This is a genomic window from Kribbella sp. NPDC055110, assembly GCF_053607525.1.
On record NZ_JBSGTS010000001.1, the window covers coordinates 23,075 to 36,846 of the forward strand.

Here is a 13,772-nt window from a genome sequence, read left to right on the forward strand (position 1 = left end):
GTGGCCGGGGAGTAGGGTTTCGGTCTCATGTCTCAGACCCGTGCTCGCCGTCCTCGTCCGGCCGATATGACCGTTCCCGTCGGAGCGCGCACCGTCTTCACCGACGGTGCCTGCTCGCGCAACCCTGGGCCGGGAGGCTGGGCCTGGGCGTTGTCGAAGACCGAGTATGCCTCCGGTCACGAGGCTGTCTCCACGAACCAGCGCATGGAGATCCGTGCCGCCCTCGAGGCTGTGCAGACGTACGACGGCCCGCTGCTGGTCGTGTCGGACTCGACGTACGTCGTCAACTGCTTCCGCGACCGCTGGCACATCGGCTGGCTCGAGCGCGGCTGGCTCACCTCAGCAAGGAAGCCGGTCGCCAACCAGGACCTGTGGGAGCCGTTGGTGGAGCTGGTGACCAAGCGCGGCGACGTCGCTTTCCAATGGGTAAAGGGCCACTCCGGCCACGAAATGAACGACTTCGTAGACGGCCTAGCGGTCGCTGCCTGCTTCCCAGAACCTGAGTCGTCGTTGGCCGAGCAGCGCTAGGGCACCGAGGAGGGCCGGTACGGCGATGGCGACGCCGAGTGCGCCGTTGGTGTCGAGGTTCTGTCGTGGTGAGACGGTGACGTGCACCGGCGGCCCGGCTACGAGCGGGCCGGTTCGCGGGAGCAGTACGACGTACACGGCGAAGTGACCGGGGTTGACGGCCTGGAACTCCCAGTCCAGTTGGGTTTCGCGACCCGCGGGCACAGGTTGGGTGACGTCCTGGGTCCAGTCCTCGAGGTCGACATACACGCCGTCGAGGCTGACGACGTTGAGATGCGCGATGGCGGGACCCGAACTGGTGACGACCGATTCGACGGTGAGCGTCTGGCCGATCTGAGCGGTTAGCTGATCGTGGTTCATGGTCACCGTCGGGCTCGCGAGCAGAATCGTCGCGAGCAGGTTGAGGATGTTCATCGTGAACCCGCTGTCAGCCGGACGAGTCGCGGAGCGAAGACGATCAGACCGGCGAGCACGACAAGATCGATGACGGCCGGCGCGGCGAGATAGCTGAGACCGTGCGTCCAGCTGCGGCGGTTGACGATGATCGGGGACATGTAGTGCAAGGCCGATCCGATCGGGTTGACGCGGGTGAGTGCCTGACCGAACCCGGTCTTCGGCAACGCCGGGAGCTGCGTCGGGGCGAACAGGACGAGGAGCAGCAGGAGGCCACCGGCGAGGCTGGTCTTGTTCGAGTTCGACCAGGCGCTGAAGAGCAGGCCGATACCACCGAGCCCGATCGCGACCAGCGTGCCGACCGTCAGCGCGAGAACGATCGCGCGCCCGGCGCCGCCGAGGACCCACAGGTAGGGGAGCGTGACGACGAGGCAGGCGAGCCACATCGTCGACGCGGCGGCGAGTTTGCCGATCACGATCGCGCGCCGGGAGACCGGGGTGAGCAGCAGGGTCTCCAGGGTTCCGCGTTCCCGGTCGCCGCTGATCGTGTCCGCGTTGACGACGACGGTGAGCAGGACACCGACAGCCAGGCCGACCTGGACGGTGAGGTTCACGGCCTCTTGCCGTTCGAGGAAGTTCATGGCCCGGTTGGTCGCGGCCAGGTACGTCATCGCGCTGAGCAGGACGCTGAACCCGAACACGAGCACCGGTCCGCGACCGCCGATCCAGAGGTCCCGGCTCTCGCGTTCGGCGACCACGCTCCAGGCCGTCATGACTGGCCCTCGGTCAGCGCGAGGAAGGTCGCGCTCAGGCTGCCGGTACCGGCGACGACCTCGTCGAGCGATCCGGCGGCCCGAAGGCGGCCCTGGTCGAGGATGACGACGCTGCTGCAGACCTGCTCGACCTCGGACAACATGTGCGTCGACAGCACCACCGTCGCGCCGCGGCGACCGGCGATGTCGCCGATCGTCGCCAGGATCTCTCGCTGACCGGCCGGATCCAGGCCGAGCGTCGGTTCGTCCAGGAACACGACCACCGGCTCGTTGACCAGCGCTCTGGCGATCCCCAGGCGTTGCTTCATTCCGCGGCTGTACGTCGAGATCCGTGCACCGCCGCGGTCGGCGAGTCCGACGTCGGCGAGCAACCGTTCCGCCACAGCGCGTGCGTCGGCACGGCTCAGGCCGAACAGGCGCGCGGCGTACCGGAGGTACTCCGTCCCGGTCTGGCGACCGGGGTAGCCGGCGCTCTCCGGCAGTACGCCGATCTGCCGGCGGACCCGATCCGGCTCGGTGCCCGGCACACCGCCGACCGTGAACGTCCCGGAGGTCGGTTCGAGGATCGTCGTGAGCAGCCGGATCGTGGTCGTCTTCCCGGCGCCGTTCGGCCCGAGCAGACCGACGACCTCACCCGGCTGGGCGGCGAAGGTCAGTCCGTCGAGGGCTGTGCGCGCGCCGTACCGCTTGGTGAGGTCGATCGCTTCGATGGCCGCCATGCGGCGACAGTAGGACCGGCCCGCTGAACCCAGGCTGAACGGTCAATTCAACGGTGCATTCAGCGCGGATTCAGCCACAATGGAGGAGGATCGCCTGGAGGTGGGTGATGCGCGCACTGGTGGTGGAAGACGAGCCGCGACTCGCGGCCGGCCTGCGCAGCGGGCTGGAGGCCGAGGGGTACGCGGTCGATGTCGCGCTGACCGGGACCGACGGGTTGTGGCTGGCCCGTGAGCACGGGTACGGCGTCGTACTCCTGGATCTCATGCTCCCCGAGGTCGACGGGCTGACGATCTGCCGGACGCTCCGCGCCGAACACGTGTGGACGCCGATTCTGATGCTGACGGCAAGGAACGCTGACACCGACCAGGTCCGTGCTCTCGACAACGGCGCCGACGACTACCTCACGAAACCCTTCTCGTACGCCGTCCTGATCGCTCGGCTGCGTGCTCTGGTACGGCGTGGCGCCGCCGAACGGCCGTGTGTCCTCGAAGCGGGCGAGCTGCGACTCGATCCCGCGGCGAGGAAGGCCTGGCGCGGTCCCGACGTACTGACGCTGACCGCTCGTGAGCTGTCGTTGCTGGAGTTCCTGATCCGGCGGCGCGGTCAGGTGGTGTCGAAGCGGACCATCCTGGACGAGCTGTGGGACGACGACTTCGACGGCGACCCGAACATCGTGGAGGTGTACGTCCGGCGGCTGCGGCGGAAGCTCGGCGACGGTCTCATCACCACGCTGCGAGGATCGGGCTACCGCCTCGATGAGCCGACCGGGCCCCTGCCATGAAAAGCGGCATGAAGAGGGGTGCGTCGTGCGCGTGCGGGTGACCCTTGCCGCGGTCCTCGTCGTCGGTTCGGCCCTTGTCGGTGGCGCCTTGGTGCTCGTCGCGCTGCTCGGCTCGGTCCTGACCGATGGCGTCTGTGAGGACGCCCGCGCCCGCGCCAGTCAGCTCGCCGCCGGTACGGCGGGCCGGGCCGCCTCGACTGTGGTGAGCACGTCGTCGGCGATCGAAATTGTTCAGCTGACAGACCGCTCCGGCCATCTCGTGGGTGACGGCACGCTGCTGGCATCCCCTGGCACCGGCTGTGTTTCGGTCGAGCCGCCCGGCCGTGGTGAGGACTTCGCGTTCGCGGCAGCGCAGACCTCGACCGGCGACCAAGTGGTGGTCGGCCGTCCGCTGGTGGATGTGCTCGATTCGACCCGGTTCGTACGTCGCGTGCTGGTGGTCGGCGTACCGCTGATGATGTTGGTGGTCGGCGGCGTGACCTGGGTCGTCACCGGCCGCATGCTCGCGCCCGTGACCGCGATCCGGCGGGAGGTCGACGAGATATCCTCGGCCGAGCTGCATCGCCGCGTCCCGGCCACGCGCAAGGACGAACTCGGCCGCCTGGCCCGGACGATGAACCGGATGCTCGACCGGCTCCAGCGCTCGCACGAAGCCCAGCAACGCTTCGTCTCCGACGCCGCGCACGAGCTGCGATCGCCGATCGCGACGATCCGCCAGTACGCCGAGGTCGCGGCGGCGCACCCGGACCGTACGACGCCCGGCGAACTGGCGGCGACCGTGTTGGCCGAGGACGTGCGCATGCAGCGTCTCGTCGACGACCTCCTGCTGCTGGCCCGCTCCGACGAGCAACCCGTCGAGCTTGCCCGGACGCCGGTCGATCTCGACGACCTGCTCCTCGCCGAAGCCCATCGTTTGCGCTCGGCAACGAAGCTGACGATCGTGACGTCAGCCGTGTCGGCCGGTCAGGTCTTCGGCGACGAACCGGCGCTGAGCAGGATGATCCAGAATCTCACCGGCAATGCGGTCCGTCACGCACGGTCCGAGATCAGTCTCGGTCTCGCCGAGTCCGGCGGCACCGTCGTACTCACTGTCGCCGACGACGGCCCCGGCATCGCGCCGGCCGACCGGGACCGAGTGTTCGACCGCTTCGTCCGCCTCGACACCGCCCGCTCCCGCGACACCGGCGGAGCCGGCCTCGGCCTGGCCATCGTCGCCGAAATCGTCCGCCGCCACCGCGGCACGGTCACCCTCACCGGCCCCTCCACCTTCGAGATCCGCCTCCCCAGCACCTCCTAGAGGTCAGCCGCCGTCGGGGTCGAGGCGGTAGCCGAGGCCTCGGACGGTTTCGATGGCGTGGAGGCCGAACGGGACGTCGAGCTTGAGGCGGAGGTACCTGATGTAGACCTCTACGACGTTCGGGTCGCCGTCGAAGGCCGGGTCCCAGACGTTCTCGAGGATCTCGGTCTTGCTCACGGTTTCGCCGCGGTGCCGCATCAGGTATCCGAGCAGGCCGTACTCGCGGCGGGTCAGGGTGATCTCCTGCCCGCCGCGCTCGACCCGGCGCCGGACGGGATCCAGAACGAGATCCCCGGCGCGCATCACGACCGGGCGTTCCGGCGCACCGCGGCGGATGAGCGCGCGCAGCCGGGCAATGAGAATCATGAAGCTGAACGGCTTGGTCAGGTAGTCGTCGGCGCCGAGGTCGAACGCGTCGGTCTGGTCGTAGTCGCCGTCCTTCGCGGTCAGCATCAGCACCGGTGTCCAGACGCCGCGCTCGCGGATCTGCTCGAGGACCTTGTACCCGTTGAGCTTGGGCAACATGATGTCGAGCACGATGACGTCGAAGGCGTGCTCGGTCGCGGCCCAGACGCCGTCCTCGCCGTTGTGGACCACTTCGACCACGAAGCCGTCCTCGGTCAGACCGTGCCGCACCGTCTCCGCCAGAGGGATCTCGTCCTCGACAATCAATACCCGCACGCTCTCAGTGTCCGTCACTCTTGCTGAGAGCGAGCTGAGTCGGTGCAGGCGTGTCCAGGATCAGGGCAACGGCAGGGTGACGATGGCCCTGGTGCCGCCGGTGGCGGCTGCGGTCAGGGTGACCGTCCCGTTGTGGGCCTTGACGATCTCCTGGACGATCGACAGGCCTAGGCCGGAACCGCCGCTGGACCGGGCCCGGCTGGCGTCGAGGCGGACGAAGCGTTCGAAGACGCGGAGCCGGTCCTCCTCGGGGATGCCGTCACCGTCGTCCTCGACCGTGAGGATCGCCTGGCCGTCGCTCTGGGTTGTGCTGAGTCGTACGGCGCTGTGCGCTGCGAGGGCCGCGTTCTCGACGAGGTTGCGGACCAACTGACTCAGGCGGAGCGGATCGCCGTGGACCCGGACGGGCTGTACGTCCGCCAGCACCTTGAGCCGGCCGTTGCCCTCGCGGAGCCGGAGGACCTCGGTGTCGACCAGATCGTCCAGATCGACCTCGGCCCGGTGCATCGGCAGGGCGGCGTCGTCGGCCTTCGCGAGCAGCAGCAGGTTCTCGACCAGTCGACGCATCCGCTCGGCCTCACCCCGCATCAACCCATGCAGGTCCTGCCACGCCTGTCCACGCGCCGAGGGTTCGATGACATCGAGGCCCGCGGTGACGGTCGCCAGCGGGGACCTGAGCTCGTGGCTCGCGTCCGCGACGAACCGGCGCTGGGTGGCCTGGCCCGCCTGCAAGCGGTCGAGCATCTCGTTCATGGTCGTCGCGAGCCGGGCGATCTCGTCGTCGGTCTCCGGCACCGGTACGCGTTCGGTCAGGTCGCTCGACTCGATGCCCTGCACCCGCCTCCGGATCCGCTCGACGGGCCGGAGGGCGCGACCGGCCAGCATCCAGCTCGCGGCGCCGACGACGAGCAGGAGCACCGGGAAGCCGATCGCCAGGTACTCCGTCACGGTGGCAACGGTGGACCGCTGAGTTTCCACCGACGACGCGACCACGACCGTGTACGTCTGGCCGGCGTACTCGACACCGCGCGCGACGATCAGGTAGTCGTGATCGTCGTCGAGCAGCGGCATCTCGCCGACCTCCGCCCGCTGCACCGTGTCGGCAGCCGGTCGCAGATGGGTCAGCGCAATGGTCTCCGCCCGGGTCGACGATGCGGCGACGATCCGGCCTCTGCTGTCCAGGACCTGGATGATCTGGCTTGCTCGCGTCGTCTTGGCCAGATCGATGCCGAGCGCGTCGACGCCCTCCTCGGCCACCTGACTGGCGACATCCGCCGCGCGTCCGTCCGCGGCATCGGAGACCGTGGTGATGAGCGCCCGCTGGAGCAGGAGGAGGAGTACGGCGGCGCCCAACGCCATCGCGAGCGCGACAACGAGGACAGCTGCCCCCGTCGACCTGCTCCGCACGCTGGCGCGGCGCAGTCGCGAGATAGCGTTGCGTAGCGGTGACACGTCGAGCTCTCCTTCCTGACCGGTCTCGCCATCATCCCAGGACGTGTCAGCGGAGGGTCGCGAACACGTCGTCGAGCGGGGCGCCCGGCGTCCGGCCGTGTTCGACGTACCACTCGTGGCCGAGCAGCAGGCGGAAGAGCCAGCGTGGCAGCTTGAGCAGCAACGCCAACGTGCGCGCCCCCTCGTCGGCACTCGCCTGGCTGGCGTGGGCCTCGAAGGAGCGACGTTTCGCGTCCACATAAGCACGTACGTCGACCCGGTGCGTGAGCGCCGCTGTGGGGGAGTAGGCGTGATCGTAGTCGGCCGCTGACACCTGCAGTCCGGCCGGGATCGCGGCGACGATCCGGATCAGCCGACGGATCAGCCGGCGATCGATCGTTGCCTCGAGCACCAGCGACGTACCGGCCCGGGCTGCCGCGTACGTCCCGGCCGCGTGCACCTGCCGATGATCGGGATGCCCGTAGCCGCCGGCCGGGTCGTAGATGGTCAGCGCGTCGGCGCGTTCCTCGCGTAGCAGGTCGATCAAGGGCGCCGCGGCCTCCGCCACCGGAAGGGTGCTGAAGCCGCCCTCGGCCGGCGCCCCGGACGACCCGGAGTCCTTGAAACCGAACCGGACGACCCGCGCACAGCCCAGCGCCGCCGCCGACAGATCGAGCTCGCTGCGCCGGTACGCCGCCAGTCCGCCGCCCGCACGATACCCCGATGCAGCCGCCCCGGCTTCGCCGTCCGTGGCCACCGCCAGGACGACGCGATGCCCTTCGGCGGCCAACCGCGCGAGCGTGCCGCCCATCAGCAGCGCCTCGTCGTCCGGGTGGGCGTGGAAGGCCACGAGAGTGAAGGCCATGCTCCGAGCATCGCACGGGGACCGCCGCCGGACTACTTGCTCTCAGCACGCTCTCAGCCCCCGGAATCCACGCTTGAGCAGATGAGGCAGAACGAACAGCGGCCGGGAGCGAGGATGGACCGCACACGACGACGGCGTCTGGTGATCTCCGTCATCAGCGGATTGGTGACGGTCGCCTTGGTGGTGTTCCTGCCGCGTGCGGTCGGTGCCACCTGGGGCGGGGTCGGCGCCGTTCTGGCCGGTATCTCGCCTGGATCCCTGGCCTTGTTGGCGATCGTCTGGATCGCCGGGCTGTGGTCGCACTCGTTCGTCCTGGCGGCGTCGTTGCCGGGCCTGACGAAGCGGCGCGGACTGACGCTCAGTCTGACCGGCAGCGCGGTGGCGAACGTTCTCCCGCTGGGCGGCGCGGCAGGCACGGCGCTGAACTTCGCGATGGTTCGCCGTTGGGGATTCAGCTCTGGTCAGTTCAGCGGGTTCCTGGCCGTCACCACGTTGCTGAACGTCGTCTCCAAGCTCGGCGTGATTGCGCTGGCGCTCGGCCTGGTTCCGCTTCTGCACAGCGCGTCGGCCTTCGGCTCGGCGAGTCTCCTGCTCCTGCCGGTGCCTGTTGCGGTGGGCGTCGGCATCTGGGCGCTCGTGGATGAGCGTGTGGCCGTGGCCGTCGGGCGAGCGATCGACGCGGTGGTCCGGCGTACCCGTCTCAAGGACCAGCTGCCCAAGTTGCGAGGCGTGGTCCTGAGAGTGATGCGGTACGGCTGGCGTCCGATGACTGCGGGGATGATCTCGTACGTCGCTCTGCAGCTGGCGCTCCTGTGGTTGTGCTTCCGGGTCCTGCACGTGCCGCTCGGTCTGCCCGTGTTGTTCACGGCCCTGGCGGTCGAACGTCTCCTGACGCTGGTGCCGATCACGCCCGGTAGTGCCGGTGTTGTCGAGGTCGGGACGACGGCCGCCCTGGTCGCGCTCGGCGGCGATCCGGCCGGCGTCGCCGCAGGTTTGCTGCTGTTCCGTGGGTTCACCTATCTGATGGAGATCCCGGTCGGCGGTACGCTGCTCGCCGCCTGGTCCTGGCTGCAGCGCCGAAAGGCACCCGAGCCGCAGCCGCTCGAGGCGGTGGCCGGGTGAGAATCGCGCTGGTCAGTGACTGTTACCTCCCACGGCTCGGCGGGATCGAGTTGCAGGTGCACGATCTCGCCGTCCACCTGATCCGCGCCGGACATCGCGTCACGGTCTTCACGATCACCGACGGACCGGCCTCAGCGGGCGATGTCCCGGTCGTGCGGTTGCCTGCGATTGCCGGCGTACCGCTTCCGGCAGCGATCGATCGGCTGCGATCGGCATTGCGGGACTTCGATGTCGTGCACTGCCACTCGTCGCTGGTGTCACCGTTGGCCTGGAAGGCCGCGCGGCTGGCCGAGGGCGCGCTGCTGACACTGCACTCGTTGCCCAGTGCATCAATGCCCTGGCCGGCCGCAGGCATTGCCCGGTACGTCGGTAACGCGCAATGGACTGCCGTCAGCGAAGCGGTCGCCGATGTCCTGCGACGGCTCCTGCCCGATCGATCGATCGGCGTACTGCACAACGGGGTTGATCCGGCGTTGTGGCGGCAGAGCCGTCGTACCGACCATCCGTTGACGATCGTGAGCACGATGCGGCTGACGCGTCGCAAGCGGCCGATGGCGTTGCTTCGCATGCTGGAGGAGATCCGCGCGGCGGTGCCTTCCGCGGTGCGGTTGAAAGCAGTTGTTGTGGGAGATGGGCCGCAGACAAGGGCAGCAGCTGCCGCGGTCCGCCGTCGTGGGCTCAGTGACTGGGTCGATCTGCCGGGGCGCCTGACGCGATTCGAGATCCAGCAGTTGTATGCGTCAGCGGACGTCTATCTCGCGCCCGCGGAGCTCGAATCGTTCGGTGTCGCCGCCCTCGAGGCCCGCTGCGCCGGCCTGCCGGTCGTGGCGATGGCGTCCGGTGGTGTCGGCGAGTTCGTTCGGCCGGGCGTCGAGGGATTTCTCGTGAACAGTGACGCCGAAATGGTGGCGACCGTCGCGAACCTGCTGAGCGACAACGCGGTGCTGTCCCGAATCCAGAACTTCAACGCAGGCACCGCTCCGGCGATCACGTGGGAACACGTTGTAACACAGCATCTTTCGGCGTACCGAACTCAGCACGCTCTCAGTGGGCAGTACCTAACGTCAGCATCATGACCCCCGATGAACCCAGTACGCAGTCGTTGTCCGGATGGGGCCGGACGGTACGGCGGACCTCCCAAGTTCGGCGTCCGGCATTCGAAGGCGGTCTGGTCGACACAGTGCTGGCGGAGCCGCGGATCACCGTGCGTGGAGCCGGCAAGAGCTACGGTGACGCGGCCTTGCCGAGCGACGGGATCGTGCTCGACCTGACGGCGCTCGATCGGATCGTCTCGTTCGACCAGGGCAGCGGCGTGATCGTCGTGGAGGCCGGTGCGCTGCTGAAGGACGTCATCGACCAGACGCTTCCCCTGGGGTGGAAGCTCCCCGTCGTACCCGGCACCGAACACATCACCGTCGGCGGCGCGGTTGCCGCCGATGTGCACGGAAAGAACCATCCTGGCGCCGGATCGTTCGGCCGGCAGGTCCTGTGGATCGCATTGCTCAAGTCGGACGGGACGATCGAGCAACTGTCGGCGGGCCAGGACGCCGACGGATTCTGGGCCACGATCGGCGGCATGGGACTGACCGGCGTGATCCTGCAGGCAGCGATCCGGCTGCAGCGAGTGGACACCGGTTGGGTGATCCGGAACCGTCTGCGGACCCACTCGCTCGATCAGACCGTCCAGGCGATGCAGGCGTTGGCGGTGCGGCAGCAACTCGATCCGGAGCGGCACGCGGTCGCCTGGCTGGATGCGCACGCGCGGGGTGCGAGCCTGGGCCGCGGGATCGTCGACGAGTTCTACGGTGCGTCGACCCTGGATCTTCCCGGCGCCGTCGCGCCGTTCCCAGAGCGGCGGGTCGGCGGCACCCGGCAGCGGCGGTCACTGCCCGGGCCCGGTGTGGTCTCGACGGCGACGATCGCGGCCGCGTCCGCAGCGCGATGGCACCTCAGCAGATCGTCCAATTCGCAACTCGTTGCGTTGCGCTCCGCCCTGTGTCCACTGGATCGCGCGGATTCCTGGCCGGCCGCGTTCGGGCAGCGGGGCCTGATCCAGTACCAGTTCGCCGTACCGCCTGACGAGGTCGGGACGCTCCATGAAGTGCTCACCTACCTCGCTCACCACGGGCTGACGCCGGCGCTGGCGACGCTGAAGAACTTCGGTCCCAGTACCGCTGGACCGTTGTCGTTCCCGATCCCCGGATGGACCCTGGCCGTCGATCTTCCGGCCCGCTGGCTGCATCGTCTCCGCACGCTGCAGCCGGTCGACAAGATGGTGGCCGGCGCCGGCGGCCGCATCTATCTGGCCAAGGACGCGGTGACCGATCCGGAGTTGATTCCAGTGATGTATCCGCGGTTGCCAACCTGGCAACGCACGCAGCGCCGATTGGATCCGGCCGGGCGCTGGTCCTCCGCCCTCGGCGAGCGTCTCGGACTCCTCGCATGAGGCCGGGCGCCGCACTCCTCGTCGGCGGATCGTCCGAGATCGGGATGGCCGTCCTGCTGCAGCTGCTCGGTCCCGCGCCACGGCGCGTGATCCTGGCCGGCCGTCCGAGCGGTGAGCTCTGGTGGAACGCCGAGAAACTCCGCGAAGCCGGATACTCGGTGTCCACGACGCAGTACGACGCGGAACTCAGCGTCGACGAGCTCGACGGAATGCTCGAGCACGCCTGTTCCGACCATCCTCTGCAGCTCGCGATCGTCGCGGTGGGGTCGATGTCGTCGAAGTCGTTCGCCGACGGTGTGGTCGTCAACGGCTTGGCGGTGTCGCTCCTCCTGCGCGCGTTGGTGCAACGCAGACCCGAGCAGATCGTGCTGTTGTCGTCAGCCGCCGCCGTACGCCCCCGTCAATCGATCGCGGCGTACTCCCTCGGCAAGCAGCTGGCGGACTCGACAGCAGTCCTCCTCGCCCGCGAGACCGCCGACACCGGCGTCCGGGTGCTCGTCGTACGGCCGGGATTTGTCGCGACCCGGATGACGGCGGACCTGGAGCGGCCGCCGCTCGCGACCAGCCCGGAACGGGTTGCCAAACGTGTGGCCGCAGCCGTGGACGCACAGAAGACGATTGTGTGGGTGCCTGCTGTGATGGGTCTTGCCGTCCGGGTGATCAACCTGCTGCCGCGCCGATTCCTCCCGGCGGCCTGGCGATGATCGCGTCCAAGCGCCGGCGTCGCCGGATCCGGAAGCGGTGGATCGCGCTGGCCTGCTGCCTGTTGCTGGTCGTCCCCGCGGTGTCGTACGTTCGGGCGCTGCTGTACCCGGGTAACGCGACCTTCGCGGTCCGGACGGTGGAGTGGTTCCGCGATCACGGCGGCGGAAAGCTCATCGACACCATCGAGACCTGGAAGTACTCCCATCAGCAACCGCCCACGACCGGCGCGCCGATCGACACCACTGGTGCTGCGGCTGCGCCCGTCACCGGGCTGCCGAGCGTTCACCCGACGGCTGCCGGACTACCGAAGGTGCATCTGCTGCCTGGCGTCACTCGCCTGCCGTCGGAGGGAACCTGGGCGGTGGCCCGCCGGTCGGCCTCAGGCAAACCGTTGCTGTGGACAACTTGGTTCCGGCCCGATCCGGGTCATCTGCCGGTATCTGCCGCAGCAGCCTTGCTGCCGCTCGGATCGTATCGGCTGAATCTGATGCCCGGCACGCGGGAGCCGGTGGTCGGTATGGCGTCCCAGAACGGGTACTCCGTTCCCACCGCCGATCGCTCGGCCCTGGTCGCGACCTTCAACGCGGGATTCAAGATGAACGACTCGCACGGCGGATGGTGGACCACCAAGTCAGCGGCCGTGCCACTCGTCGACGGGCGTGCGTCGGTCGTGATCCTCCGCGACGGCTCCGCGCAGGTCGGCACCTGGAACCGCACGGTCCGGATGACGCACGACGTGGTCGCGGTCCGGCAGAACCTCGACCCGGTCATCGTCGACGGCCGGATCGTCGACGGGCTGACCACGAACGCGAACGGCCGCTGGGGGACCGTGCGGAGCCAGTTCCAGTACACCTGGCGGTCCGGCATCGGTACAGATGCCCACGGCAACCTTCTGTACGTCGCAGGCAACAAGCTGACCCTGGCGACACTGGCCGACGCCATGCACCAGGCCGGAATCGTCCAGGGAATGGAGCTCGATATCCACGCCGCAATGGTGAGCTTCGACATCGAGCAGCCCGGCCCGGACGGCGCGGTCACCGGCAAGCGGCTGCTCGACTCGATGAACTCGCCCACCGACCGCTACCTCGTCGACGACCAGCGCGACTTCTTCTACGTGACCGCCAAATGACCGACCTCAAGGCCCCGACGACAACTCGGGAGGCGCCCGGGCGGGCGCTGCTGCGGCTGAGCCGCCCACAGCAATGGCACAAGGCCGTGATGCTCTTCGCGGCCCCGGCGGCTGCTGGGGCGCTGGAGTCGCCGGTCGTCCTACTCAAGGCGTCGATCGCCGCAGTGGGCTTCGTTCTGCTCTCGGCGGCGATCTACGCGTTCAACGACATCCGGGACGCGCCTGACGACCGGCGGCATCCGCGGAAGCGGCTACGTCCGGTCGCGTCGGGTGCAGTCAGTCCTGCGCTGGCGGCGACATTCGGTGTGGTCGCGGCGCTTCTGGGGCTGGCGATCGCGAGCACCCTCGGCCCGGCGACCTTCGGGCTCGCAGCGGCGTACCTGGTCGCTCAGGTGCTGTACGTCGTCGGGCTGAAACACGTTGCCGTGGTCGACCTGGTGATCGTCGCGCTCGGCTTCGTCCTGCGCGCGGCAGCCGGCGGTACGGCGACTGGTCTGCCGGTGTCGCACTGGTTCCTCCTGGTCTCGCTCTTCGGTGCGATGTTCCTCGTCACCGGCAAGCGCAAGGCCGAGCATGCGACGTCGGGGAACGCGGTCGGTCGCCCGGTACTCGCGGCGTACTCGACGTCGTGGCTCGACCAGGTCATGACGGTCGCGCTGCTCGGGACGGCCCTGTCGTACGGCATGTGGGCCTTCCAGTACCTCGGCCGCGACGTGTACCGGGAACTCCTCGCGATCTCGTTCCTGCCGTTCTTCACCGGCCTCCTTCGCTACGCCCTTCTGGTCTCCACCGGACGAGGGGAGGAGCCCGAACACGAAATCTTCCGCGATCGGGTCCTCCTCCTCGCCGGCCTCACCTGGGCCTCGCTCGTCGGTATCGGCCTGTACTTCGCCTAGCCGGT

Annotated in this window: 15 protein-coding genes; 9 read left to right on the forward strand and 6 right to left on the reverse strand. The window is 68.8% G+C overall.

Translation table 11 applies throughout. From position 1 onward, the window contains the following. Positions 1 to 27: 27 nt before the first annotated feature. The gene (locus ACWF0M_RS00120) at positions 28 to 528 is read left to right on the forward strand and encodes a ribonuclease H family protein (RefSeq protein ID WP_452233357.1); all 501 of its coding nucleotides are present in this window, start codon (positions 28 to 30) and stop codon (positions 526 to 528) included. On the opposite strand, the gene ACWF0M_RS00125 is transcribed toward ACWF0M_RS00120, so the two are convergent. The 3 genes from ACWF0M_RS00125 to ACWF0M_RS00135 are packed head-to-tail and all read right to left on the reverse strand — an operon-like array spanning position 472 to position 2,413. Further along, positions 472 to 942, reverse strand: coding sequence for a hypothetical protein (locus ACWF0M_RS00125; RefSeq protein WP_452233358.1), 471 nt, complete (start codon positions 940 to 942; stop codon positions 472 to 474). The genes ACWF0M_RS00120 and ACWF0M_RS00125 overlap by 57 nt on opposite strands. Next, the gene (locus ACWF0M_RS00130) at positions 939 to 1,694 is read right to left on the reverse strand and encodes an ABC transporter permease (protein WP_452233359.1); all 756 of its coding nucleotides are present in this window, start codon (positions 1,692 to 1,694) and stop codon (positions 939 to 941) included. Before ACWF0M_RS00130 ends, ACWF0M_RS00125 begins: the two co-directional genes overlap by 4 nt. Next, a complete protein-coding gene (locus tag ACWF0M_RS00135) occupies positions 1,691 to 2,413 on the reverse strand; it encodes an ABC transporter ATP-binding protein (RefSeq protein ID WP_452233360.1) in 723 nt (240 codons plus the stop codon). The genes ACWF0M_RS00130 and ACWF0M_RS00135 overlap by 4 nt, the downstream gene beginning before the upstream one ends. A gap of 107 nt (positions 2,414 to 2,520) precedes the next feature. Here ACWF0M_RS00135 and ACWF0M_RS00140 point away from each other — a divergent pair, with 107 nt between their 5' ends. Both ACWF0M_RS00140 and ACWF0M_RS00145 read left to right on the forward strand, forming a co-directional pair. Continuing rightward, entirely contained in the window at positions 2,521 to 3,195 is a 675-nt protein-coding gene (locus ACWF0M_RS00140; protein WP_452233361.1) for a response regulator transcription factor, read from the forward strand. 499 nt (positions 3,196 to 3,694) lie between these two features. Continuing rightward, complete coding sequence (locus ACWF0M_RS00145) at positions 3,695 to 4,492, forward strand: sensor histidine kinase (RefSeq protein WP_452233906.1); 798 nt, start codon at positions 3,695 to 3,697, stop codon at positions 4,490 to 4,492. A gap of 3 nt (positions 4,493 to 4,495) precedes the next feature. On the opposite strand, the gene ACWF0M_RS00150 is transcribed toward ACWF0M_RS00145, so the two are convergent. The 3 genes from ACWF0M_RS00150 to ACWF0M_RS00160 are packed head-to-tail and all read right to left on the reverse strand — an operon-like array spanning position 4,496 to position 7,469. Beyond that, positions 4,496 to 5,173, reverse strand: coding sequence for a response regulator transcription factor (locus ACWF0M_RS00150; protein ID WP_452233362.1), 678 nt, complete (start codon positions 5,171 to 5,173; stop codon positions 4,496 to 4,498). A 60-nt stretch (positions 5,174 to 5,233) separates the two neighbouring features. Next, positions 5,234 to 6,625, reverse strand: a complete 1,392-nt coding sequence (locus ACWF0M_RS00155; RefSeq protein ID WP_452233363.1) for an ATP-binding protein — start codon at positions 6,623 to 6,625, stop codon at positions 5,234 to 5,236. 46 nt (positions 6,626 to 6,671) lie between these two features. Beyond that, complete coding sequence (locus tag ACWF0M_RS00160) at positions 6,672 to 7,469, reverse strand: PIG-L deacetylase family protein (protein WP_452233364.1); 798 nt, start codon at positions 7,467 to 7,469, stop codon at positions 6,672 to 6,674. 81 nt (positions 7,470 to 7,550) lie between these two features. Between ACWF0M_RS00160 and ACWF0M_RS00165 the strand changes: the two genes are divergently transcribed. Genes ACWF0M_RS00165 through ACWF0M_RS00190 form a run of 6 tightly spaced genes read left to right on the forward strand, consistent with a single transcriptional unit; the run spans position 7,551 to position 13,767 of the window. After that, positions 7,551 to 8,591, forward strand: coding sequence for a lysylphosphatidylglycerol synthase transmembrane domain-containing protein (locus ACWF0M_RS00165; RefSeq protein WP_452233365.1), 1,041 nt, complete (start codon positions 7,551 to 7,553; stop codon positions 8,589 to 8,591). Then, positions 8,588 to 9,667: a glycosyltransferase family 4 protein gene (locus ACWF0M_RS00170; protein WP_452233366.1), complete on the forward strand. Its 1,080-nt coding sequence runs from the start codon at positions 8,588 to 8,590 to the stop codon at positions 9,665 to 9,667. The genes ACWF0M_RS00165 and ACWF0M_RS00170 overlap by 4 nt, the downstream gene beginning before the upstream one ends. Further along, positions 9,664 to 11,037, forward strand: coding sequence for an FAD-binding oxidoreductase (locus ACWF0M_RS00175; RefSeq protein WP_452233367.1), 1,374 nt, complete (start codon positions 9,664 to 9,666; stop codon positions 11,035 to 11,037). The genes ACWF0M_RS00170 and ACWF0M_RS00175 overlap by 4 nt, the downstream gene beginning before the upstream one ends. Beyond that, complete coding sequence (locus ACWF0M_RS00180; RefSeq protein WP_452233368.1) at positions 11,034 to 11,741, forward strand: SDR family NAD(P)-dependent oxidoreductase; 708 nt, start codon at positions 11,034 to 11,036, stop codon at positions 11,739 to 11,741. The genes ACWF0M_RS00175 and ACWF0M_RS00180 overlap by 4 nt, the downstream gene beginning before the upstream one ends. Continuing rightward, the gene (locus tag ACWF0M_RS00185; protein WP_452233369.1) at positions 11,738 to 12,871 is read left to right on the forward strand and encodes a phosphodiester glycosidase family protein; all 1,134 of its coding nucleotides are present in this window, start codon (positions 11,738 to 11,740) and stop codon (positions 12,869 to 12,871) included. The genes ACWF0M_RS00180 and ACWF0M_RS00185 overlap by 4 nt, the downstream gene beginning before the upstream one ends. Then, complete coding sequence (locus ACWF0M_RS00190) at positions 12,868 to 13,767, forward strand: decaprenyl-phosphate phosphoribosyltransferase (protein WP_452233370.1); 900 nt, start codon at positions 12,868 to 12,870, stop codon at positions 13,765 to 13,767. Before ACWF0M_RS00185 ends, ACWF0M_RS00190 begins: the two co-directional genes overlap by 4 nt. The last annotated feature ends 5 nt before the right edge of the window (positions 13,768 to 13,772 follow it).